Source organism: Jiella avicenniae, from assembly GCF_021390325.1.
Classification (GTDB): domain Bacteria; phylum Pseudomonadota; class Alphaproteobacteria; order Rhizobiales; family Rhizobiaceae; genus Jiella; species Jiella avicenniae.
On the sequence record NZ_JAJUWU010000007.1, the window covers coordinates 167,226 to 189,090 of the forward strand.

18 protein-coding genes, 1 tRNA gene and 1 riboswitch are annotated in these 21,865 nt (G+C 68.4%); of the genes, 9 read left to right on the forward strand and 10 right to left on the reverse strand.

The window, feature by feature from the left end:
- Positions 1-6 precede the first annotated feature (6 nt).
- From LZD57_RS08535 to LZD57_RS08545, 3 genes are read right to left on the reverse strand one after another with little or no spacing between them, the layout of a single operon-like run.
- Positions 7-2,289 (reverse strand): xanthine dehydrogenase family protein molybdopterin-binding subunit, encoded by a 2,283-nt coding sequence (locus LZD57_RS08535; RefSeq protein ID WP_233719187.1) that lies wholly within the window; start codon positions 2,287-2,289, stop codon positions 7-9.
- On the reverse strand, positions 2,282-3,340 hold the full coding sequence (locus LZD57_RS08540; protein WP_233719188.1) for an FAD binding domain-containing protein: 1,059 nt from the start codon (positions 3,338-3,340) through the stop codon (positions 2,282-2,284). The genes LZD57_RS08535 and LZD57_RS08540 overlap by 8 nt, the downstream gene beginning before the upstream one ends.
- Entirely contained in the window at positions 3,337-3,834 is a 498-nt protein-coding gene (locus LZD57_RS08545; RefSeq protein WP_233719189.1) for a (2Fe-2S)-binding protein, read from the reverse strand. Before LZD57_RS08545 ends, LZD57_RS08540 begins: the two co-directional genes overlap by 4 nt.
- 293 nt (positions 3,835-4,127) lie before the next feature.
- On the opposite strand from LZD57_RS08545, the gene LZD57_RS08550 reads away from it, so the two are divergent.
- Positions 4,128-4,670: a TetR/AcrR family transcriptional regulator gene (locus LZD57_RS08550; protein WP_338034693.1), complete on the forward strand. Its 543-nt coding sequence runs from the start codon at positions 4,128-4,130 to the stop codon at positions 4,668-4,670.
- Positions 4,671-4,703: 33 nt separating this feature from the next.
- Here LZD57_RS08550 and LZD57_RS08555 read toward each other — a convergent pair whose 3' ends face one another.
- The 4 genes from LZD57_RS08555 to apaG form a co-directional block, all read right to left on the reverse strand.
- Positions 4,704-5,642, reverse strand: coding sequence for a prephenate/arogenate dehydrogenase family protein (locus tag LZD57_RS08555; RefSeq protein WP_233719190.1), 939 nt, complete (start codon positions 5,640-5,642; stop codon positions 4,704-4,706).
- On the reverse strand, positions 5,642-6,736 hold the full coding sequence (hisC, locus tag LZD57_RS08560; RefSeq protein ID WP_420844776.1) for a histidinol-phosphate transaminase: 1,095 nt from the start codon (positions 6,734-6,736) through the stop codon (positions 5,642-5,644). The genes LZD57_RS08555 and hisC overlap by 1 nt, the downstream gene beginning before the upstream one ends.
- Before the next feature lie 41 nt (positions 6,737-6,777).
- On the reverse strand, positions 6,778-7,572 hold the full coding sequence (gene pheA, locus LZD57_RS08565) for a chorismate mutase (protein ID WP_233719192.1): 795 nt from the start codon (positions 7,570-7,572) through the stop codon (positions 6,778-6,780).
- Between the two features lie 162 nt (positions 7,573-7,734).
- Positions 7,735-8,127: a Co2+/Mg2+ efflux protein ApaG gene (gene apaG, locus LZD57_RS08570; RefSeq protein ID WP_233719193.1), complete on the reverse strand. Its 393-nt coding sequence runs from the start codon at positions 8,125-8,127 to the stop codon at positions 7,735-7,737.
- A gap of 216 nt (positions 8,128-8,343) precedes the next feature.
- Between apaG and LZD57_RS08575 the strand changes: the two genes are divergently transcribed.
- Complete coding sequence (locus LZD57_RS08575; RefSeq protein ID WP_233719194.1) at positions 8,344-8,949, forward strand: CDP-alcohol phosphatidyltransferase family protein; 606 nt, start codon at positions 8,344-8,346, stop codon at positions 8,947-8,949.
- A 315-nt stretch (positions 8,950-9,264) separates the two neighbouring features.
- Here the strand turns inward: LZD57_RS08575 and LZD57_RS08580 are convergent, their stop codons facing one another.
- Positions 9,265-10,464, reverse strand: a complete 1,200-nt coding sequence (locus LZD57_RS08580) for an O-succinylhomoserine sulfhydrylase (protein ID WP_233719195.1) — start codon at positions 10,462-10,464, stop codon at positions 9,265-9,267.
- A 64-nt stretch (positions 10,465-10,528) separates the two neighbouring features.
- Positions 10,529-10,606, reverse strand: a riboswitch (SAM riboswitch).
- Positions 10,607-10,709: 103 nt separating this feature from the next.
- Here LZD57_RS08580 and LZD57_RS08585 point away from each other — a divergent pair.
- The 5 genes from LZD57_RS08585 to LZD57_RS08605 all read left to right on the forward strand — a co-directional run bounded on the left by LZD57_RS08585 (position 10,710) and on the right by LZD57_RS08605 (position 15,268).
- Positions 10,710-11,789, forward strand: a complete 1,080-nt coding sequence (locus LZD57_RS08585) for a 2'-deoxycytidine 5'-triphosphate deaminase (RefSeq protein ID WP_233719196.1) — start codon at positions 10,710-10,712, stop codon at positions 11,787-11,789.
- Between the two features lie 168 nt (positions 11,790-11,957).
- Complete coding sequence (locus tag LZD57_RS08590; protein ID WP_233719197.1) at positions 11,958-13,280, forward strand: UDP-glucose dehydrogenase family protein; 1,323 nt, start codon at positions 11,958-11,960, stop codon at positions 13,278-13,280.
- A gap of 108 nt (positions 13,281-13,388) precedes the next feature.
- Positions 13,389-13,465 (forward strand) — tRNA-Pro (locus tag LZD57_RS08595).
- Between the two features lie 436 nt (positions 13,466-13,901).
- The gene (locus LZD57_RS08600; protein WP_233719198.1) at positions 13,902-14,276 is read left to right on the forward strand and encodes a response regulator; all 375 of its coding nucleotides are present in this window, start codon (positions 13,902-13,904) and stop codon (positions 14,274-14,276) included.
- 239 nt (positions 14,277-14,515) lie between these two features.
- The gene (locus LZD57_RS08605) at positions 14,516-15,268 is read left to right on the forward strand and encodes a helix-turn-helix domain-containing protein (RefSeq protein ID WP_233719199.1); all 753 of its coding nucleotides are present in this window, start codon (positions 14,516-14,518) and stop codon (positions 15,266-15,268) included.
- A gap of 445 nt (positions 15,269-15,713) precedes the next feature.
- On the opposite strand, the gene LZD57_RS08610 is transcribed toward LZD57_RS08605, so the two are convergent.
- Together LZD57_RS08610 and LZD57_RS08615 are read right to left on the reverse strand one after the other, a co-directional pair.
- On the reverse strand, positions 15,714-17,360 hold the full coding sequence (locus LZD57_RS08610) for an ATP-binding cassette domain-containing protein (protein ID WP_233719200.1): 1,647 nt from the start codon (positions 17,358-17,360) through the stop codon (positions 15,714-15,716).
- Complete coding sequence (locus tag LZD57_RS08615) at positions 17,357-18,958, reverse strand: ABC transporter transmembrane domain-containing protein (RefSeq protein ID WP_233719201.1); 1,602 nt, start codon at positions 18,956-18,958, stop codon at positions 17,357-17,359. Before LZD57_RS08615 ends, LZD57_RS08610 begins: the two co-directional genes overlap by 4 nt.
- A 109-nt stretch (positions 18,959-19,067) precedes the next feature.
- On the opposite strand from LZD57_RS08615, the gene LZD57_RS08620 reads away from it, so the two are divergent.
- Complete coding sequence (locus tag LZD57_RS08620; RefSeq protein ID WP_233719202.1) at positions 19,068-20,663, forward strand: cytochrome ubiquinol oxidase subunit I; 1,596 nt, start codon at positions 19,068-19,070, stop codon at positions 20,661-20,663.
- A 28-nt stretch (positions 20,664-20,691) separates the two neighbouring features.
- Positions 20,692-21,846, forward strand: a complete 1,155-nt coding sequence (gene cydB, locus LZD57_RS08625) for a cytochrome d ubiquinol oxidase subunit II (protein ID WP_233719203.1) — start codon at positions 20,692-20,694, stop codon at positions 21,844-21,846.
- Positions 21,847-21,865: the final 19 nt, after the last annotated feature.

Below are 21,865 nucleotides of genomic sequence, written 5' to 3' on the forward strand. Positions count from 1 at the left end.
GAAAGCTCAGCGGGCTGCCGCGCCCTCCAGGAGGTCGACGATGTTGATCGGGAATCTGCGGAAGCGGACGCCCGTCGCGTGCCAGATGGCGTTTGCGATGGCGCCGACGGTTCCGGTGATGCCGATCTCGCCGACGCCCTTGATGCCGAGCGGATTGACGTGGGGGTCATGCTCGTCGACCAGGATGACGTCCATTGCCGGAACGTCCGCATTCACCGGCACGCGGTACTCGGCGAGATTGGCGTTCATGATCCGGCCGGAGCGCTTGTCGTGCACCGCCTCCTCGTGCAGCGCGAAGCCGATGCCCCAGATCATCCCGCCATAGAGCTGGCTGGTGGCGAGGCGCGGATTGACGATGCGTCCGGCGGCGAACGCTCCTACGAGCCGGGTGACCCGGATTTGGCCGAGATCCGGGTCGATCGTCACCTCGGCGAACACCGCGCCGTGGGAGAACATCGCCCGCTCCTCGGCACTCGCCGGATCGCGGCCGCCCTGGCCCGCACCCTCGATTTCGGCAAGGCCCGCGCGGGCGAGGATCTCGCCGTAGCTTTGTGACCGGTCCGGATCGTCGGCGCGGTAGAGCCTGCCATCCCGAGCCTCGACGCCGACATTGCCGGCGCCGAAGAGCGGCGAGTTCTCGTCATTGGTCGCAAGGTCGGCGAGCTTGGCGATCACGTCGGTCCCCGCCGCGTGCAGCGCGTTGCCGGCCGTCGCGGTGTGGCCGGAGCCGCCGGCGATGCCGCCGTCCGGCAGCCCGGAATGGCCGGAGCGGAACTCGACGCTGCCGATGTCGAGCCCGAGCCCGTCCGCCGCGATCTGGTGCAGCGCGGTCCATGCGCCCTGGCCCATGTCGGCGCCCGCAGTCTCCACCAGGGCGGTGCCGTCGGCGCGCAGCGTCGCCGTCGCGTTGGCCTGGAACATCGAAGCGGGAAACAGCGCGGTGCCCATGCCCCAGCCAACCAGCCGGCCGGCCTCGTCGCGCATCTGTCGCGGCTCAAGCGGCCGCTTCGACCAGCCGAAGCGTTCCGCACCCTCGGCGTAGCACTCCCGCAACGCCTTGGCCGAGAAGGGTTTGCCGGAGGCCGGATCCGTCTCGGCATAGTTTCTCAGGCGGAACTCCAGTGGGTCGAGGCCGGCGACGAGCGCCGCCTCGTCGATCGCCGATTCCAGCGCCGCCGAACCCGAGGCCTCGCCCGGCGCGCGCATCGGCCCGGGCGTGCCGATGTCGAGCCGCACCGCCTTGTGGCGGGAGGACAACGCCGGTGTGGCATAGAGATCGTGCGAGGCATTGGATGCCGGCTCGATGAAGTCCTCGAAAGTCGATGTCACCGCGGTGGTCAGGTGATCGAGCGCAGTCAGATGGCCATCTGCGTCGACGCCGAGCCGGAACTCCTGCCGCGTTGCCCCGCGGTGGCCGACCGGCCCGTACATCTGGTCGCGCCGCAGCGCCAGCTTCACCGGCCTGCCGAGCATCTTCGCCGCAAGGATGGTCAGGATCTGCGGGCCGACGATGATCGCCTTGGAGCCGAAGCCGCCGCCGAGGAACGGGCTGCGGATCGTGACATTCTCAGCCGGAATGCCGAACCACGCACCGAAGGACCCGGTCGACATCACGATCGCCTGGTTGGGCGTGTCGAGCGTCAGCCTGTCGCCGTCCCATGTGGCAACGATCGCATGCGGCTCCATGGCATTGTGATACTGCCCCGGCGTCTCGTAGCGCGCGTCGACGCGGTGCGACGCCTGGGCCAACCCCGCCTCGACGTCGCCTTTCTCGGCGGTCGGAGGCGAGCCCACACCGACGGCCTGGGGATCGAATGGCTCGACCGTATCGAAATCGATACGCGCCGGCGAGGCATCGTAGGTCGGTGACAGCAGCCGGGCGGCTTCGGTGGCAGACTCGAGCGTTTCGGCGACGACCAGTGCGATCGGCTGGCCGGCATAACGCACCGTGTCGTCCTGCAGGACCTCGGTGCGGAAGGCGAAGGGGTAGGGTTTGGTGTCGGGGTCGATGGCCAATGGCGGCCGGTTCGCCGGCGTCAGCACCTCCACGACACCCGGATGTGCCCGGGCGGCATCGACATTCAGGGACGTCACGCGGCCGCGGGAGATCGTCGCCGCCGCATAGACGGCATGGAGCATTCCCTCGGGATGGTTGTCGGCGGCGAAAGTGGCGCCACCCGTGACCTTCAGGACGCCGTCGCGGCGGGTCATTGGCTGGCCGCTGTTCGAACCGAAGCGGGTGCGGCTCGCAGGCATTGCGCCAGATGGTGTCTCGATCGTATCAGACATGGGCTTTGGCTCCCGTTTCGGAGGCGAAGGGCGAGGCGGGCAGGGCCGGCATGCGCTCCGGCGTGCCGGCCGCGGCCATCGCCAGCACGCGGGCGACGACCCGCTTGCCGAGTTCGATCTTGTAGGCATTGTCGCCGGACGGCCGTGCCTCGGCGAAAGCGGCTTCGGCGGCCTTCTCGAACGCCTCTCTGCCGGGCGCGGCGCCGGTGAGGACGGCTTCCGCGGCTTGCGAGCGCCAGGGTTTGGTGGCGACGCCGCCCAGCGCGATCCGGGCTTCGAGGATCGTGCCGTTCTCGATCCGCAGTGCCGCCGCCGCCGAGGCGAGCGCGAAGGCGTAGGACGTGCGTTCGCGGACCTTGAGGTAGCGCTGGTGGCCGGCGAAGGCCGCGGCTTCGGCGGGGAGGCTGACGGCGACGATCATCTCGCCGGCCTCCAGTACCGTCTCCTTTTCCGGCGTGTCGCCGGGCAGGCGGTGGAAGTCCGTCAGCGGCACCTTTCGGCGGCCGTCCGCCCCCTCGATTTCGACGATGGCGCCGAGCGCCGCCAGCGGGACGCAGAAGTCGGACGGGTGGACGGCGATGCAGTGATCGCTCCAGCCGAGGACGGCGTGCGAGCGGTTCTCGCCGCCGATCGCGTCGCAGCCCGATCCCGGCTCGCGCCTGTTGCAGGCGCTCGCGGTGTCGGCGAAGTAGCTGCAGCGGGTGCGCTGCATCAGGTTGCCGCCGACCGTCGCGGCGTTGCGCAACTGCGCCGAGGCGCCGGACAGCAGCGCCTCGGCGACCGCCGGGAAGCGCTTGGCGAAATCCGGATCATGGGCGAGGGCCGAGTTCTTCACCAAGGCGCCGATCCGGGTCGAGCCGTCCGGCGAGGTCTCGATCCGGCCAAGATCGGGCAGATGGGTGAGGTCGATCAGCCGGCTCGGCCGGGAGACGCCGCCCTTCATCAGATCGAGGAGGTTGGTGCCGGCGCCGAGATAGGCCGAGCCGGGCTCGCCGGCGGCCGCGACCGCTTCGGCGATCGAGGCCGGACGAACGTATTCGAAGAGGTTCATGCCGCGTCCCTTTCCTTGCCCGCGGAGATTTTCGCCCGGGCGTCGAGGACCGCCTCGGTGATGCCGTTGTAGGCGCCGCAGCGGCAGATGTTGCCGCTCATCGCCTCGCGGACGCGCTCGGCATCGTCGCCGGACTGGCCCTCGGAAATCAGGCCGACGGCGCTCATGATCTGGCCCGGCGTGCAGAAGCCGCACTGGAAGCCGTCATGGTCGATGAAGGCCTGCTGCACGGGATGCAGCGTCTCGCCGTCCGCCAGGCCCTCTATGGTGGTGATGGCGGCGCCGTCGTAGCTGATGGCGAGGGCCAGGCAGGAATTGATTCGCCGGCCGTCGACGAGGATCGTGCAGGCGCCGCACTGGCCCCTGTCGCAGCCCTTCTTGGCGCCGGTGAGATCGAGCCGTTCCCGCAGGAGGTCGAGAAGCGTCACGCGGGGATCGTCGAGAACGATTTCGCGTCGCTTCCCGTTGATCGTGAGTGTCAGAGAAAGGTTCATGGGGTTACCTTTCGAGGGATCGGATTTCATGGACAAGCGAAGGCGCCGGCTTTGCAGCAGCCCGAGGCACCGCACGATGCGGCAGGCAAGAGATGGATCTTGCGGTTCTCGCCTTTGTCGGGAACACGCGTTGCAGCGGGTCGGGGCCACGGGCCGGGACACCTGCCGAGTGTAATTATACGGAGGGATCCTCCGCTTTCAAGCCTGGAAGGATTATAATTCGCGAGATGGAGAGACGATCGACGAAAACAATCCGGCGGCCGCGACAGGACTCCATACGAAACCGTGAGAAGTTGCTCGGCGCGGCAGCCGCGGTGTTTCGCGAGACGGGCGGCGAGGGCACATTGGAGGCGGTAGCGCGTCGCGCCGACGTGGGCATCGGCACGCTCTACCGCCATTTCCCCACCCGGGAAGCCTTGTTCCAGGCGGTCTATCGCCGTGAAATCGATCAGCTTGCCGCGTTGGCGCTGAAGCTGGAAAGCTCGGACGATGCGGTCGCAGGGCTGCGCGACTTTCTGCATGCGCTCGTCGGCATGGTGGCGACGAAGAAGGGCATGGGCAAGGCGCTGGCGGTTGCCATCGACGGCAGTTCGGAGATCGCCTGCTATTCCTACGCGACGCTGTCGGTGGCGATGGAGCGGCTGCACGCTGCGGCCGCAGCCGGCGGCCGGCTGCGCGCCGACGTGTCGGCCGAGGACATGCTGCAGACGGTGATCGGCATGTGCCTCGCCCGCCGGGAGGACCACTGGGAGCCGACGGTGCTGCGGATGGTCGACGTGTTCATGGATGGGCTGCGACGCGAGCCGCCGATGCAGGACGAACTGCCGCCGGCCTGAACCGCCGGCTCGCGCTGAAGGAGGGCGACGGTCTCAGCTCCCGGACTTCGTCCCGCTGCCCGGCTCGCGGCCGAAATTCGGCTGCGCCGTGTCCTGGCCCGCCTCGATGATGTTGCGGCGGATCGCCCGGGTGCGGGTGAAGAGATCGAACAGCGTGTCGCCGTCGCCCCAGCGGATCGCCCGCTGCAGGCTCGCCAGATCCTCGGAAAACCGGGCGAGCATCTCCAGCACCGCGTCGCGGTTGGTCAGGAAGACGTCCCGCCACATCGTCGGATCCGATGCGGCGATGCGGGTGAAGTCGCGGAAGCCCGAGGCCGAGAACTTGACCACTTCCGACTGGGTCACCTCTTCGAGATCCGCTGCCGTGCCGACGATGTTGTAGGCGATGAGATGCGGCACGTGGGAAACGATGGCGAGCACCAGGTCGTGATGCTCGGCCGTCATCGTCTCGACGTTTGCGCCGCAGCCCCGCCAGAACGCCTCGACCCTGGCGATCGCCGCCGGATCCGTTCCTTCCGGCGGCGTCAGGATGCACCAGCGATTGCGGAAGAGTTCGACGAAGCCAGCTTCGGGGCCGGAGTGCTCGGTGCCGGCGAGCGGATGGGCGGGCACGAACTGGACGCCGTCGGGCAGATGCTGTGCCATCTGCGCGATCACCGCTCCCTTGACCGAGCCCACGTCGGAGACGATCGCGCCTCCTTTCAGATGCGGCGCGATCTCGCGGGTGACCGCCCCGCAAACGCCGACGGGAACGCAGAGGATCACGAGATCGGCGTCCTCGACCGCCTCGCTCGCCTCCAGGTGGTAGCTGTCGCCGAGGCCGAGCTCCTCGGCCTTGGCCAGCGTCTCCTTGCGCCGCGTGGCGATCGCGATGTGGCCGGCAAGGCCGCTCGCCCGGACGTTGAGAGCGATCGACGAGCCGATCAGGCCGATGCCGATCAGCGCGATCCGCCGAAACAGGGGTTCGCTCATCAGGACGGGCTCTTCAGGAATTCGGCGAGCGCGGCGACGACCCCGCGATTGGCTTCCTCGCTGCCGATCGACATGCGCAGCGCGTTCGGGAAGCCGTAACCCGCCACCCGGCGCAGGATGAACCCTCGCGCCGTCAGAAACGCGTCGGCCTCGCCAGCGCCCTTGCCGGCCTCGTCGGGGAAGTGGACGAGCACGAAATTGCCGACGCTCGGCGTCACCTGAAGACCCAGCGCCTCGATCTCGCGGGTCGTCCAGTCGAGCCATTCGGCATTGAAGCTCGCGGCCTCCTCGATGAAGGCGCGATCGCGGATCGCGGCAGCGCCGGCGGCGATCGCCGCGGCGTTGAGGTTGAACGGTCCGCGCACCCGGTCGAGGGTCTTGACGATCGCCTCCGGCCCGTAGAGCCAGCCGATTCGCAGGGCCGCGAGGCCGTAGATCTTCGAGAAGGTGCGGGTCATCACGACGTTCTCGCAGGCCGAGACGAGCTCGATGCCGGCGCCGTAGTCGTTGCGCCGGACGTATTCCGCATAGGCCGCGTCGAGGACGAGGACGACGTGGCCCGGAAGACCGGCCTGCAGCCGCCGCACTTCGTCGAAGGGAAGATACGTGCCGGTCGGGTTGTTCGGGTTGGCGAGGAAGACCAGCTTGGTCCTGTCGGTCACGCGTTCGAGGATCGCGTCGACGTCAGCCGTTCGATCCTTTTCCGGCGCCACGACCGGCGTCGCGCCGGCGGCCTTGATCTGGATCTCGTAGACGAGGAAGCCATGCTCGGTGTGGATCGCCTCGTCGCCGGGCGCGAGATAGCATTGACAGAGCAGGCCGAGGAGTTCGTCGGAGCCGTTGCCGCAGAGAATGTTCGCGACATTGAGGCCGTGCACCTCGGCGATCGCCGCCTTCAGCTCGCTCGCCTGGCCGTCCGGATAGGCGGCGAGATCGGCCATCGCGCGGCGTGCGGCCTCGATGGCCGCAGGGGGCGGGCCGAGCGGCGTCTCGTTCGACGACAGCTTGTGAAGCTTGATCCCGTCGGGCGCACGGCTCTTGCCGGGGACGTAGATCTCGATGTCGAGCACGCCGTTCTTGGGAACAGGTTTCATCGCCATTGGCCTGGCCTTCGAAAGAGATGTCGTGGCAGCCGTCAGGAACACTGCGGCGCCAAAGGAGCCGCATAACCGCCAATCTGGCGGATGTCGAGGGCGGCTGCGAGGCGCTCGGCAAGGGCCTCCCTCGGCAGATGCGAGGCGACGAGCGCGCTGGTGACGTCCTCGCTCGACAGGCTGGCGACGACGTCGACCTCTCCGCCGGGATCGTCCATCGGACCGCGCCGTTTCACCGCGTAGCACGCGACCTCGGGCGGAACGGGATCGGCGAGCGGCGGCGCGATCACGAGGGCCGGGCTCGCCGCGGGCCGGCCGGCAACGTCGAAGAACGGCAGCCGCGCGACGATCTGGGCGCTTTCGAGTCGCTCCCACCAGGGATCGCGGCTGGCCGCAAGGTCGACGACGCCGAGCCTGTCGTCGCCACCGCTCTCGATCGCCTCGACCACTTCGACCGGCGAGGCGAGCAGGGTCAGGGGAACGGTGAAGCCGAAATAGAAGCGGGCGGTGTCGATGGCGTCGATCGCGTCGCCGCAGGCGAATACTTCGAACGGCGCCTGGAGCGCCGTGAAGGTCGAGATGATCTCGCGCCACAGATGCTCGACGGCGGTCAGGGGCAGATGGCCGGAATGGCGCTCGGCGAGCCGGTGCATCATCTCCGCCTCGCGGCCCGGCCGGAAGGCGGCGCCGTTTCTGGCGGTGCCCTTCACCTTGATCAGTTCGTCGATCACGGCGGCGCGCTGCATCAGCAGCCGGTGCACCGACTCGTCGATCGCGTCGATCTTGGCCCTGAGTTCCAAAAGCCGCGAGGGATCGGCCTTGCGAGGCTCGTTCATCGCCCTCTCCAATGGTTGCGCGACGCTTCTAGACCGCCGCCGCGAAGTTGGCAAAGCGTCCGGCGAACGGTTCGGCGGCTTCGGCAAAGGGCGCTTGGCCAGCCGGCCGATGGGCGGCGAGGACATTGCTGCCGCCGGCCGGCCTGTCGAAGAGAAGCGGCTTCAGTTGAGAATGCGGTCGTCCGACGGCAGGTCGAGCGAAAAGGCGGGGATCTCCACGTCGAAGAGTTCGCCGCCGTCGGAGCGCATCGAATAATAGCCGCGCATGATGCCCGAGGACGTCGAGAGCGGGCAGCCGGAGGTGTAGGTGAAGCTGTCACCGGGCAGGATCACCGGCTGCTCGCCGACGACGCCCGGCCCGGACACTTCCTCGACATGACCGTTCGCGTCGGTGATGTGCCAGTATCGCTGCTCGAGCGTCACGGCGACGTCGCCGTCGTTTTCGATCTCGACCCGGTAGGCCCAGACCCATCGACCTTCGGACGGCTCGGACTGCTCGTCCAGAAAGACCGGCATCACGGTCACGACGATCTGCCGGGTCGTCGCTTGATACATTGCACTCGTCGCCTTTTCGAAACATCGGATCGCGGATCGCCACGATAGCAAAAACCCGTGACGAATTCACCGTTCGGCGGCCGGGTTCCCCGACGTTCTCGGTTTCCCGCTCCCGGCCGGAAAATCGTCGTGCCGATGTTGCGCAAATCGACGGGACGACGAAGTGTGGCCGGGATCGGCGCCCGGCGCCGCATGATTTGCGAAGAAGGACGGCCATTGCTCGACGCGGTTCTGAGACGTCGGATCGACCCGCCGGTGGAGCGGCTGGCGGCGCGGCTGGTGGCCGCCGGCGTGGGGGCAAACACCGTCACCGTGGCGGGCCTCGCGATCGGCTTCGCAGCGGCAGTGGCCATCGCCTTCGGCGCGCCGCTTCTCGGGCTTGTGCTCATCCTTTTGTCGCGGCTGTGCGACGGGCTCGACGGGGCGATCGCCAAGCAGACCAAGCCGACCGATCTCGGCGGCTATCTCGACATCGTCTTCGACTTCGTCTTCTACGGCGTGATCCCGCTCGGCTTCGCACTGCTCGACCCGGCGCAGAACGCGCTGCCGGCCGCCTTGCTGCTTTTGACCTTCTACGCCAACGGCGCGAGCTTTCTCGCCTACGCCATTCTCGCCGAGAAACGGAAGATCACCACCGAGGTCCGGGGGAGGAAGTCGTTCTTCTTCTCGACTGGCCTCGCCGAGGCCAGCGAGACGATCATCGCCTTCTGCCTGTTCTGCCTGTTTCCGGGATGGTTCCCGGTGATCGCGCTGGTCTTCGCGGCGATGACGGCCTGGACGTTTTTGGCGCGGGTGCGGTTGGCGGTGAGGACGTTCGGGTGACGGACGAGCAGGCTCGGTGGGAACACCACGTCACGCTTTCACAGCCGTTCTGCGTCCCCCGGCCCGCACCCTCGCCCTTCGAGGCTCACCCGCTCGGCGAGCGGGCGAGCACCTCGGGACGCGCAGATTTCGCCGCCACGATCGCCGAAGATTGCCGAGAGACTGCAACACGAAAAGCTTGGCGGCCGATCGAAAGACGCGGCAACGGGCCGGTGCGCAAGGAGTAAGGCGCAGCGGTTCTCAAGCCCCTCATCACGAGGCGCCGCCGCAGGCGGCCTCGAAGGGCGAGGGGCGCCAGGCGCCGACCTGGCCGCCTCAGACCGCCGCCAGCGCCCCCTCGATGTCGTCCCAAAGGTCCTCGACGTCTTCGAGCCCGAGCGACAGGCGGATCAGGCCGTCGTCGATGCCGAGTTCGGCCTGCGCTTCGGCGGAGAGGTTCTTGTGGGTGGTCGTCGCCGGATGGGTGACGAGGCTCTTGGCGTCGCCGAGATTGTTGGAGATGAGAATGATCTCCAGCGCATTGAGGAAGCGGAAGGCCGCCTCCTTGCCGCCGGAGACGCCGAAGGCGACGAGGGTCGAGCCCGCCGCCATCTGGCGTCTGGCGATCGCGTAGTCGGGATGGTCCTCGCGGTGCGGATAGAGGACGCGGGCGATCTCGGGACGCTCGGCGAGGCGGTCGGCGATCGTCGCTGCCGCGGCGGTCTGGGTGGCGACGCGCAGGGGGAGGGTCTCGAGGCCCTTCAGCAGCGTCCAGGCGTTGAAGGGCGACAGCGCCGGGCCGGTGTGGCGGTAGAACTGGTGGAGATTCTCGTCGATCCAGTCCTTCGAGGACAGGACGATGCCGCCGAGGCAGCGGCCCTGGCCGTCGATGTGCTTGGTCGCCGAATAGACGACGACGTCGGCGCCGAGTTCGAGCGGCTTCTGGTGGATCGGCGTCGCGAAGACGTTGTCGACCACGAGGGTGGCGCCCGCCGCATGGGCGATCTCGGCGACGGCGGCGATGTCGATCACCTCCAGCGTCGGATTGGTCGGCGTCTCCATGAAGAAGACCCTGGTGTTGGGCCGCACCGCCTTCTGCCACTGGTCGAGGTCGCGGCCGTCGATCAGCGTGCAGTCGACGCCGCAGCGCGCCATGACCGTCTCGACCACGTAGCGGCAGGAGCCGAACAGCGCCCTGGCCGCGACGATGTGGTCGCCCGCCTTCACCTGGCACTGGATGGCGCTGGCGACGGCGGCCATGCCCGAGGCGGTGCCGCGGGCGTCCTCGGCGCCTTCCAGCGCCATCATCCGCTCCTCGAACATGCGGGTCGTCGGATTGGCGTAGCGCGAATAGATGAAGCCCGGCTCGTCGCCGTTGAAGCGGGCTTCGGCGGCTTCGGCGGTCGGATAGACGAAGCCCTGCGTCAGGAACAGCGCCTCGGACGTCTCGCCGAATCCCGAGCGCGTCGTGCCGCCATGGACCATCAGCGTGGCGGGCTTCAGAGGCTTCTTCTTGTCGTCGCTGGACTTCAGCATCGTCTTCTCCGAACAGCAAAAAACCGGCCTTTGCGGATCTCGCAACGCCGGTTCGAAAAACGTCCTCGTCTTCGGATCGGCCCTTTAGCGAGTTGTTTTACGTGGCTGCAAGCCGGCCGGCCAAATCACCACGATGGCTTTGCAAATAGCTCCGATGACGATAGGCGTCAATCCGTGAAAACTCGCGATGCCCGCCAAGCCGGGCGGGCGAACGACGAGAGGACGGCTCGACGGTGGGCGCGACGTTGCAAGGCATTCTACCGGATCGGGAGATCGCGGCGCTGTTTCAGGCAGGCGCCCTGTCGTCCACGCGCGAGCGCGACGGCGACCAGATCCAGCCGGCCTCGCTCGACCTGCGGCTCGGTCCGGTAGCCTACCGCGTCCGCGCCAGTTTCCTGCCCGGTGGCGGGCATTCGGTCGAAGACAAGCTGGAGCGCTTCGCGCTGCACGAGTTCAGCCTCGAAGGCGGCGCCGTGCTGGAGACCGGCTGCGTCTACGTCGTGCCGCTGATGGAGCGGCTGGCGCTGCCGGACCACGTCAGGGCGACGGCCAATCCGAAATCCTCGACCGGCCGGCTCGACATCTTCACCCGCGTCCTCGCCGATCACACCCAGGAGTTCGACAAGGTGCCGGCCGGCTACCGCGGCCCGCTCTATCTCGAAATCTCGCCACGCACCTTTCCGATCCTGGTGCGCGAGGGCTCGCGCCTGTCGCAGATCCGCTTTCGCTGCGGCGAGCCGACCCTTTCCGCCTCCGAATTGACCGAACTGCACGAGCTGGCCCGGCTGACCACGGCCGAGGCGGCCAACATCTCCGATGCCGGCATCGCGCTGTCGATCGACCTTTCGGGCGATGCGGGCACGCTCGTCGGCTACCGGGGCAAGCGCCACACCGGCCTCGTCGACGTCGACCGGCGGGCCGCCTATCCGCTGGCGGACTATTGGGAGCCGATCGCCCGGCGCGGCACCGGCGAACTGGTGCTCGACCCGGACGAGTTCTACATCCTCGTCTCCAAGGAAGCCGTGCACGTGCCGCCGGACCACGCCGCCGAAATGACGCCCTTCGATCCGCTGGTCGGCGAGTTTCGGGTGCATTACGCCGGCTTCTTCGATCCCGGCTTCGGCCATTCGCAGGCCGGCGGCGCGGGCAGCCGGGCCGTCCTCGAAGTGCGCAGCCACGACGTGCCCTTCATCCTCGAAGACGGACAGATCGTCGGCCGCCTGGTCTACGAGCGGATGGCGGCGCGGCCGGATCGGCTCTACGGAGCGGATCTTGCTTCGAATTATCAGGCGCAGGGGCTGAAGCTTTCGAAGCATTTCGTCTGAGAACCGGCCAGTCCGACATCGGCATCAGGCGGTTCCTTTGGGGAAGAGGCGAGCAATGGTTGCGGGATTGTCGCGCCGGCCGGCAATATCGGCGGTTTGGCGGGACGCGGCTTGACTGTCGTTGCAGCCGGTGTATCGGGGCAGCAACGTCGAAAGAGGAACGAGACAGTGACGGCAGCAGAAGTGTGTGTGGTCGGCGTCGGCTATGTCGGGCTGATCCAGGCAGTCGGGCTAGCGAGCTTCGGCCAGAAGGTCGTCTGCGTCGATCTGGACGTCCGCAAGATCGAGATGCTGAAGAAGGGAGTTCCGCCGATCTTCGAGGAGGGGCTCGAGGAAACCCTTTCAACCGCAATCGACGACGGTATGATCTCGTTCACGGCCGACATTGCCGACGCGCGCCGGGCCGATCTCTTCTTCGTCGCCGTCGGCACGCCGACCAGCGAGCGGACCGGCAATGCGCGGCTCGATTATCTCGAAGCGGCGGTCTCCGACATCGCCGAGATCGCCAAGGACGGCGCGGTCGTCGTCGTCAAGTCGACGGTGCCGATCGGCACCTGCGCCGGCCTGCAGCTGCGGCTGGACCGCGACCATCCGGAGAAGCGGCTGCACATCGTCTCCAATCCGGAATTCCTGCGCGAAGGCACGGCGCTGAAGGATTTCTTCAATCCCGAGCGGATCGTCATCGGCGGAGCGGACGAGGCCGCCCGGGAAAGGGTGAAGGCGAGCTACGCGGCCTTCGCCGATCGCGGCATACCGATGATCCTCACCGATACCTCGACCAGCGAGACGATCAAATACGCCGCAAACGCCTTCCTGGCGACCAAGGTCACCTTCATCAACGAGATCTCCGATCTGGTCGAGACCGTCGGCGGCGACATCGAGCAGGTTGCCCGCGGCATCGGCCTCGACAGCCGCATCGGTCCGCAGTTCCTGCGCGCCGGTCCCGGCTATGGCGGCTCGTGCTTTCCCAAGGATACCCTGGCGCTGGCGACCATCGGGCGGCGCCACGGCGTCCAGCAGCAGATCGTCGAGACGGTCATCCGCATCAACGATTCGCGGCGGTTCCGCATTTTGAAGCGGATCGAGGCGGCGATGGGCGACAAGCTGTCCGGCAAGCGCCTCGCGGTGCTCGGCCTCGCCTTCAAGGCCGACACCGACGACGTCCGCGACAGCCCGGCCGTCGACATCGTCCACGCGCTGCTGGAGGAGGGGGCGGAGGTCAGGAGCTACGACCCGGTGGCGAGGTTCGCCGTCGACCATCGCGGCTACAGCCAGTGCGATTCGATCGCCGCGGCCTGCGAAGGCGCGAGCGCCGTCCTCGTCGCGACCGAATGGGCCGACTTCAAGAGCTTCGACTTCAGCACGATCGAATCCGTGGTGGAGCGCCGCTACATCTTCGACATGCGCCGCGTCGTCGACGTCGAAGCTCCCTGGGCGCCCCGCTGGGACATCGAGCGGATCGGCTCGCCGATGCAGCGGGCCACCGCCTGAGCCGCACGACTTCGGCGACGTCTGCGCCGACCTTCCCGGCCTGTCCGACCGCCGGCGGCGCTGAAACATCTTGCGTCGGCCGCTGCCTTTGGATAGGCAGTCACTCGTCGGAGCGTAGCGCAGCCTGGTAGCGCACCTGGATGGGGTCCAGGGGGTCGGAGGTTCGAATCCTCTCGCTCCGACCAAATTCGAAAATCTCCGAACCGGGGCAATCGGCCGCGATGCCGATGGCGGTGATCGCTGCTGGTGACACGGGTTTCCGGACGGCTCCCTACGGTTTCGGCATTTGCAAGGTCTTCGCCGGGAAGGTCGCGCCGTCGTTCTGCGGACGATGGTGAATGCGCCTTGCGGTGATCGCGACGTCGGCGCTCCCCGAAGGTGCTCCCCGAACCCGTGCGATCCGGATGTGACCGGCGCTTGGGCGGGACGGGCGCTCTTCCTTCGCGTCCCCCCGTCGGGCGGGCGCCTCCGCAGCTTCCGACGGCGTGAGCGCGAGGGGCAAGCGGCAAAGGGTTTTCCCGCGTGACCTTGCGCCAAGTCAAAGACTCGCCGGGATTTTTGGTCGATCCTCCCGCCGATTTATCGCCATCTTGCCGTGTCGCGGCCACCGGAGTTCGTCCGATGACAGCTGAGAAGACCTTGGTCCTGGTCGTGGACGACGACGAGGCGGTGCGGGAATCGCTGAAGTTCTCGCTCGAGCTCGAGGGCCTGGGCGTCGGTCTGTGCAAGGCCGGCGAGGAACTCGTCGAGCATCCCCATCTTCCCGTTGCCAAATGCCTGGTCCTCGACTTCAAGATGCCGGAAATGGACGGCATCGCCGTCATCGAGGCGGTCCGGGCGCTCGGCTTCGCGATGCCGGCGATCATCATCACCGGCCATTCGACAGCCGTCTTGCGTCAACGCGCCGCCGACGTCGGAGCCCATGCGGTGCTGCAGAAGCCGCTGATCGGCACGATTCTCTTCGACTGCATCCGGCAGGCGATCCACGTGCATTGAGACCGATCGTCGAGACGCCGACGGGCTTTTCGTCCGTGCCGACCGGAAAGCTGCCGGATCGGAGTTCGGCGGCAGTGGCGAAACGTCGTCGCAAACGGTCGGCCGTGCCCGTCCGATGCGTGTCTCGGCCGGCGCGACGGCGAACCTACGTAGAATCCCTTAGGAGCAAACCGAATTTCGCGCCGCGCCCGGCCGGCTAAGGTCCTCTCGACCGATCGAAGACCCGAGGGGAGCTTTCCATGTCGAGCACCGCCGCCGCCCGCACCGCCATCCCGACCGTTGACGCCGAGTACCGGCCGACCTCGTCGAAGGGGCGTTCTTCGGCGACGTTCGCCGCATTCGGATCGTCGCCGGGGGGCGAGACGCAGCCTGCGGGCGAGAGTCAGGGGCGTGCAGCGGGCACGGCGCTCGCCGGCCAGGTCCTCAGTTTCGCCGAGGGGCGCGAGATCTACGCCGAGGGCGACACCGTCCGCTCCTTCTACAAGGTCATGCACGGCGTCGTCAGGACCTGCCGGTTCACCAGCGACGGCCGCCGGCAGATCGACGGCTTCCATGCCGAGGGCGAGATTTTCGGTCTCGAGACCGGCGGCGAACACCGGCTGTCGGCCGAGGCCGTGACCGATTGCTGCGTCGTCGCCTATCGCTGGTCGGGGCTCGATGCCTTCGACGGCGGCGAAGGCGCCACGGCGTTGACGGTGTTCGGCTTCGCCATGACGTGCCTCAAGCGCAGCCAGGCGCATGCCCTGCTTCTCGGTCGGCGCAGCGCCGCCCAGAAGCTCGCTTCCTTCCTGCTCGATTGGGCGGGCCGCGGCACCGGCGAATGCGTCGATCTCGCCATGACCCGCCAGGACATCGCCGACTATCTCGGCCTGACCATCGAGACGGTGTCCCGGACGATGTCGCAGTTCGAGCGCGACAAGCTGATCGCCCTGCCGTCGAGCCGCCATGTCGTCCTGCGCAATCGTGCGGCGCTGCAGGATCTCGTCGACTGACGCCGGAACCGAGGGACCATTCCGACCCGGAGGGAGACCGACGCCCAGGGCGCATCAAGCCCGTCGATTCCGTCGCTTCTTCCAGATCCTGGAGACCAAGGCTCCTGTCGACCCCCGTCGGGGATGATCGACCGGGGCTTTCCGCGCCGAAACCTTCTCCGGCATTCCGAGCCCTACGTCGCGCTGCGCCGCCTTGCGAAAGCCGGCGCGAGATGGGCGGAACGACGTCTTGCGCCGTCGCGGCAGCGCAAGCCGACGTCCCGATCGCGTCGTCCATGAGCGGCCGGCGGATTGCGCCGGCGTTCCGGATGTCGAAGCAACGTCGGCTTCGAACGGGCAAAGGCTCGTCCGCGTCGGTCTCCGTCGTTCGCCAATTCTCCCTGAATGATGGCATGTCCCCGAGCGCTCGGAACGTGAGCGATCGCGCCGCGTCCGCCGGAAGACGTCAGAGTGGCACGACCGCGTCGCCGGACAGCGGCGGGCGGTGGGCGGCGTAGACGAGGATGCGATCCTTCGCATGCAGCCGCAGGCGGGCGAGGATGCGGATCGCCTGCGCCGCGTCGAGATGTTCGGTCGGCTCGTCCAGGAGGATCACCGACGCCTCGGTCAGGAAAGCGCGGGCGAGATTGAGCCGCTGCGCCTCGCCGAGCGACAGCGCATCCTGGGTGATCCAGGCGTCGAGGCCGCCGCCTTCGGCGATGCGCCGGTCCATCTCGACGGCGGCGAGAGCGGCACGCAGCTCCGCATCGGATGCGCCGTCGGCGAAGAGATTGGCGCGCACGGTGTCGGCGAGGATCGCCGCATCGTGCAGGCAGAGATGGACGCGCCGCCGCCGCGCCGCCGCATCGAGACCCGCGCCGTCGATCGTCACCGTCCCCTCGGCGGGGTCGAGCCAGCCGGCGATCGTCTTCAACAGCGTCGTCTTGCCGGAGCCGCTGACGCCGGTGACGGCGGTCGGGCGACCCCGCCGGAAGGTGAGGTCGAGCACCCGGCCGATCGGCCGGCCGTCAGGCGCGGCCACTCGCAGGCCCCGCAGACCGATCTCGGCGACGGCGGCTGGTGCGGGCGAGTTTCCCGAGGGTCGGGCAATCCCGTCGGTCCAGACCGCGAGATTGGCCCGTGCCGCTTTTGCCTTCACCCGGCCGACGACGATGCGCGAGAGCGCGCCGGCGGCCTCGCCGAGGGCCAGCCAGCCGAAGCCGACGAAGGCCGCCGGCAGCAGCGCCCCGCCACGGGCGCCGGCATGAAAGGCGGCAATCATCAAGGCGGTGACGGCGATCGGCCCGAAGAAACCGGCCGCAAGGTCGAGCGTCGCGACCGCTTCCGCCTGACGGCGACGAGCCGCCTCCGCCGCACGAAACCCGGCAAGGGCCGAGCCGAGGCATTCTTCCCGGCGCCGTTCGGCAGCGAGCGGGACCAGCGCCGCCAGTGCGGTGCCGAGTTCGGACGAACCGGCCCGCCGCGCCGTTCGCAGCGCAGCCTCGCTTGCCGCGATCCGGCCCATGGCGCGCCGCCCGAGCAACAGCAAGGTGCCGACGAAGACGAGGATCGGCGCGCCGGCCAGCGGTGCCGCAAACAGCGTCGCGGCGAAGAGGAGGGCGAATCCGAAGGCCAGCGTCGCGGCGGGAAACTGTACCCGAAGCCGCTCGTCGTCGCGGTCCTCGACATCCTCCAGCCAGTCGGCGAGCCGTTCCTCGCGGGAAAGCTGCCAGCCGGCGGCCCGCGTCGCCGGCGCCTCTGTCATGGCCTCGAAGATCGTCAGACGCAGCGAGACCTGATCGGCCAGCGCCGCCGCGTGGCCGGAAAGCCGCTCGCCGTATTTGCCGAGGGTCCGGGTGAGGGCGAAGAGCCGAACGAGCGCACCCGGCGTGTGGAAGTCGAAGGCGATCGCCGCCGAGCCCGCTCCGGCGAGCGCGACGGCCCCGAGGAACCAGACCGAGACGCTGGCCAGCAAGATGCCGGCGAGAAGCGACAGACCGGCCAGGAAGAAGGCGAGGCGCCAGCGCCCGGCGGAAGCCGCGCGGTCGGTGCCCGAGGGCTCGGGTGCGGCGCGTCCGGGCGCGCCTGCGGCGGGTTCGGCGATGGCGCTCATGCTGCGACGGCCTCCGGCCGGAGTTGCGGGGCGGCGAGGTCGATGCGCGCGTCGGCCAGCGCCGCCAGCGCCGCGTCGTGAGTGGCGACGACGACGAGCCGGGATGCCGCCGCGAGCCTCAGCGCCCTGCGGACCCGCTCGGCGTTGTCGGCATCGAGCTTGGCGGTCGGCTCGTCGCAGAAGGCCGGGCCCGTGGCGAGCAGCATGCGCGCGACCGCGATCCGCAGCCTCTGGCCGCCGGACAGGTTCTCGCCGCCGGAGTGGATCGGGGCGTCGAGTCCGCCGGGCAGAAGCGCGTCGTCGAGAAGGCCGAGGGTCCCGGCCACGGCGGTGAGACCGTCGCGGTCGATCGCATCGGTTCCCCTGACGAGCGCGTCGGAGAGGGTGCCGGCCGCGACGTCGGTCTCGGTCGAGACCCAGCTCACGCGTTCGCCGGCGATCGGTGGTCCAACTGGCTGCGCTCCGGCACCTGTGTCGACGCCGGCGAGCCGCCGGAGCAGCGTGGTCTTGCCGGTGCCGGAGGCACCGGTGATCGCGACGAGGCCGGTCGTCGGCCAGGTCAAGCCGGTGGTCGCGGCGAGCCTCGCGTCGACCGCATCGGGAAGCGCTCGGCCTTCCGCGACCGGGGCGAAGATCCAGTCGAGCGCTTCGGCGGCCGCCGCACCCTCGGCCTTGGCATGATAGAGCTCGGCATAGCGGCGGAACGGCGCGAAATATTCCGGCGCGACGAGGAGGATGAACAGGCTCTGCCACAGCGCCAGATGGTCGAAGCCGGGCACGTTCAGAAGCCCGAGATGACCGAGGCCGAGGAACACCGCAAGGACGGCGATCGACAGCGAGGAGAAGAAGTCGAGGATGCCGGAATTGAGGAAGGCGACGGCGAGGACGCTCATCGTGCCGCGGGCGTAAGCGCCGATCCGCGCCTCCAGCCTTTGCGTCTCGCGCTCCAGCCCGTGATTGGCGAGGATCGTCGGCAGAGCCCGCACCCGGTCCGAAAACTGCGCCGCCAGTCGGCCGAGGGCGGCTTCGCGCGTGTCTGCGCGCTTCTGGATCAGGCCGCCGACGAGGGCGAAGAACACGATCATCAGCGGCATCGCGAGAATCAGCGCGGCGGCGGCCTCCCACGAGACCGGCGCGATCGCGGCGACCGCGAGGAGAGGACCGAGCGCCATCGTCCTCCGCGCGCCGGCATGGGAGACGACGAGCCGGGCGAGGGCGCCGGGATGGCGCTGGATGCCGGCGACGAGCGCGCCGCGCGGCCGGCCCGCAAGGTCGCGCACCGGCATCTCGCAGAGCCGCGCTTCGGCCTGTGAGAGGACCGCCGCGGCGACTCCCGCCTCCGCCCGCGCCGCACGGCGGGCGGCGACCCAGCCCGCAGCGCCGCCGACGAGAAGCGCACCGAAGGCACCGGCGAGCGGCGCCGGCTCCAGCGTTCCGGCTTCGATCATCCGGCCTGCGGTCAGTGCGAGGCCGGCGGCGAAGCCGAGCCGGCCGGTTGTCCGCAGGGCGTCGAGGAGGAAAATGGCGCGGCCGTCCCGGCGGGCGGAGGCGCGCGCGAAGGAGAGGGCCGGGCCGGGGCGATCACGGGAGGACGTCATGGGCCGGCGACTACCGCTCGCACCGTCCTGCCGCATTGCGGCAGATCAAGGCGCCAGGTCGGGGCAGGCATAGACGGGAGGCGACCAACGCGCAAAGGAGCCCGTTATCATGGTCGACCCCCTTCTCGTGGAGTTGTCGCGCCTGCAGTTCGCGCTGACGGCGATGTATCACTTCCTGTTCGTACCCCTGACGCTCGGCCTTTCCGTCCTCGTCGCGATGATGGAGACCGTCTACGTCATGACGCGCCGCAAGATCTGGCGCGACATGACCAAATTCTGGGGACTGCTGTTCGGTATCAATTTCGCCCTCGGCGTCGCCACCGGGCTGACGATGGAATTCCAGTTTGGGATGAACTGGGCATTCTATTCCCACTATGTCGGCGACATCTTCGGCGCGCCGCTGGCGATCGAGGGCCTGATGGCCTTCTTCCTCGAGGCGACGCTGGTCGGGCTGTTCTTCTTCGGCTGGACGAGGTTGAAGCCGGTGACGCACATGGCGGTCACCTGGTTCATGGCGCTCGGCACCAACTTCTCCGCCCTGTGGATCCTGATCGCCAATGGCTGGATGCAGAATCCGGTCGGCGCCTCGTTCAATCCCGACACGATGCGGATGGAGGTCACCGACTTCTTCGCCGTCCTGTTCAATCCGGTGGCGCAGGCGAAGTTCGTCCATACGGTCGCGGCCGGCTACACGATGGGCGCCGTCTTCGTGCTGGCGATCTCGGCCTGGTACATCCTGAAGAACCGGCACGTCGAGCTGGCGAAGCGCTCCTTCGCCATCGCCAGCGCCTTCGGCCTGGCGGCGTCGCTGTCGGTCGTCGTTCTCGGCGACGAGAGCGGCTATGCCTTGACCGAGCATCAGAAGATGAAGCTCGCCGCCATCGAGGCGATGTGGCAGACCGAGGAGGCGCCCGCCTCCTTCACCCTGTTCGGTGTGCCGGACATGGCGACGCGTAGCACCGAACACGCGATCCACATCCCCTGGGCGATGGGCCTGATCGGCACCCGCTCCCTCGATACGAAAATGCCCGGCATCGAGGACCTCGTCGACCGCGCGAAGACGCGTATCCGCGACGGGCTCGTGGCCTATGACGCGCTGGAAGCGATCAAGTCCGACCGGAGCGACCAGGCGGCGCGCGCCACCTTCGAAAGGACCAAGGCCGATCTCGGCTATGCGCTTCTTCTGAAGCAGTATGTCGAAGATCCGCGGACGGCGAACGACGACGAGATCGACCGGGCCGCCTGGTCGACGGTGCCCGGCGTCCTGCCGCTGTTCTCGAGCTTCCGGATCATGGTGCTTCTCGGCTTTGCCATGATCGCCCTGTTCGCCGTCTCGCTGTTCTACACGATGCGCGAGGCGCGGGCGCCGCGCTGGCTCTTCCGTCTGGCCTTCCTGGCGTTGCCGGCCCCCTGGATCGCGGTGGAACTCGGCTGGCTCGTCGCCGAGTTCGGCCGGCAGCCCTGGATCATCGAGGGCGTCCTGCCGACCTTCCTCGCCACCTCCGAGCTCGGGGTGGTCGACCTTCTCGTCACCATCGCCGGCTTCACCCTTCTCTATGGCGGTCTCGCCGTCATCGAGGTGATGCTGATGGTGCGCGCCGTGAAGAAGGGCCCGGATCAGGTGATCGACGATCCGAGCGCACTTTTGCCCGGTACCGGAACGAGCGTCGAGGGCTATCGCCCCTTCGCCACGCCCGCCGAGTGACCCCGTTTCAAGAAGAAGGACAATCGAGATGTTCGACTTTCTCTTCGACTACGCCGTGCTGCGGCTCATCTGGTGGGTGCTGCTCGGCGTGCTCCTGATCGGCTTCGCCGTCACCGACGGCTTCGACATGGGGGTGGGTGCGCTCCTGCCCTTCGTCGCCCGGACCGACGTGGAACGGCGGGTGGCGATCAACACCATCGGCCCGGTCTGGGAGGGCAACCAGGTGTGGTTCATCCTCGGCGGCGGCGCGATCTTCGCGGCCTGGCCGGCGCTCTACGCGCTCAGCTTCTCGGGCTTCTACCTCGCCATGTTCCTGGTGCTGGCGGCGATGATCCTGCGGCCGGTCGGCTTCAAGTATCGGTCCAAGCGGCCCGAGGCCCGCTGGCGGCGGAACTGGGACATCGCCCTGTTCGTCGGCGGCGCGGTGCCGGCGCTGATCTTCGGCGTCGCCGTCGGCAACACGCTTCAGGGTGTGCCCTTCCACTTCACCAACGATCTGAGGCCGATCTACGAGGGAACGCTGTTCGGCCTCTTGAATCCGCTGGCGCTCTATTGCGGCCTCGTATCGCTGGCGATGATCGCCATGCACGGCGCCGCCTGGCTCGCCTTCAAGGCGGAAGGGCCGGTCGCCGACCGTGCGGCGAAATTCGGCGCCAAGCTCGGACTCGCGACTGCCGTGCTCTTTGCTCTCGGCTGGATCCTCGTCGCCTTCGGCCTTCTCGGCGGCTATGAAGTCGTCGGCACCCAGGCCGTCGCCGGGCCGTCCAACCCGCTGCTCAAGGACGTGGTCGTCGCGCCGCAGGCGTGGCTCGCCAACTACGCGGTCCATCCGCTGCTGATCGTCGTGCCGCTGCTCGGCATTGCCGGTCCGCTGCTGGCGGCGCTCGGTTTCGCGACGCGTCGGGACGGGGCGACCTTCGTCGCCTCGGCGCTCGGCGTCGTCGGCATCGTCTCCACCGTCGGCATCTCGATGTTCCCCGTGATCCTGCCGTCGAGCACCAACCCGGCGCAGTCGCTGACCGTCTTCGACGCCTCGTCCAGCGAATCCACCCTGCGTATCATGCTGATCGCCACGGTGATCTTCCTGCCGATCATCCTCGCCTATACGAGCTGGGTCTACAAGGTGCTGTGGGGCAGGGTCCGCGAGGAAGACGTCGAGGCCCCGGGTTCGGCGGCCTACTGAGCCGCCGCCCTCAAACCAT

Bases quoted from the DNA above. Each gene is read 5' to 3' on its own strand.
- LZD57_RS08535 (WP_233719187.1), bottom strand. From the start codon at position 2,289: ATGTCTGATACGATCGAGACACCATCTGGCGCAATGCCTGCGAGCCGC.
- LZD57_RS08540 (WP_233719188.1), bottom strand. From the start codon at position 3,340: ATGAACCTCTTCGAATACGTTCGTCCGGCCTCGATCGCCGAAGCGGTC.
- LZD57_RS08545 (WP_233719189.1), bottom strand. From the start codon at position 3,834: ATGAACCTTTCTCTGACACTCACGATCAACGGGAAGCGACGCGAAATC.
- LZD57_RS08555 (WP_233719190.1), bottom strand. From the start codon at position 5,642: ATGAGCGAACCCCTGTTTCGGCGGATCGCGCTGATCGGCATCGGCCTG.
- hisC (WP_420844776.1), bottom strand. From the start codon at position 6,736: ATGAAACCTGTTCCCAAGAACGGCGTGCTCGACATCGAGATCTACGTC.
- pheA (WP_233719192.1), bottom strand. From the start codon at position 7,572: ATGAACGAGCCTCGCAAGGCCGATCCCTCGCGGCTTTTGGAACTCAGG.
- apaG (WP_233719193.1), bottom strand. From the start codon at position 8,127: ATGTATCAAGCGACGACCCGGCAGATCGTCGTGACCGTGATGCCGGTC.
- LZD57_RS08580 (WP_233719195.1), bottom strand. From the start codon at position 10,464: ATGCTGAAGTCCAGCGACGACAAGAAGAAGCCTCTGAAGCCCGCCACG.
- LZD57_RS08600 (WP_233719198.1), top strand. From the start codon at position 13,902: ATGACAGCTGAGAAGACCTTGGTCCTGGTCGTGGACGACGACGAGGCG.
- LZD57_RS08605 (WP_233719199.1), top strand. From the start codon at position 14,516: ATGTCGAGCACCGCCGCCGCCCGCACCGCCATCCCGACCGTTGACGCC.
- LZD57_RS08610 (WP_233719200.1), bottom strand. From the start codon at position 17,360: ATGAGCGCCATCGCCGAACCCGCCGCAGGCGCGCCCGGACGCGCCGCA.
- LZD57_RS08615 (WP_233719201.1), bottom strand. From the start codon at position 18,958: ATGACGTCCTCCCGTGATCGCCCCGGCCCGGCCCTCTCCTTCGCGCGC.
- LZD57_RS08620 (WP_233719202.1), top strand. From the start codon at position 19,068: ATGGTCGACCCCCTTCTCGTGGAGTTGTCGCGCCTGCAGTTCGCGCTG.
- cydB (WP_233719203.1), top strand. From the start codon at position 20,692: ATGTTCGACTTTCTCTTCGACTACGCCGTGCTGCGGCTCATCTGGTGG.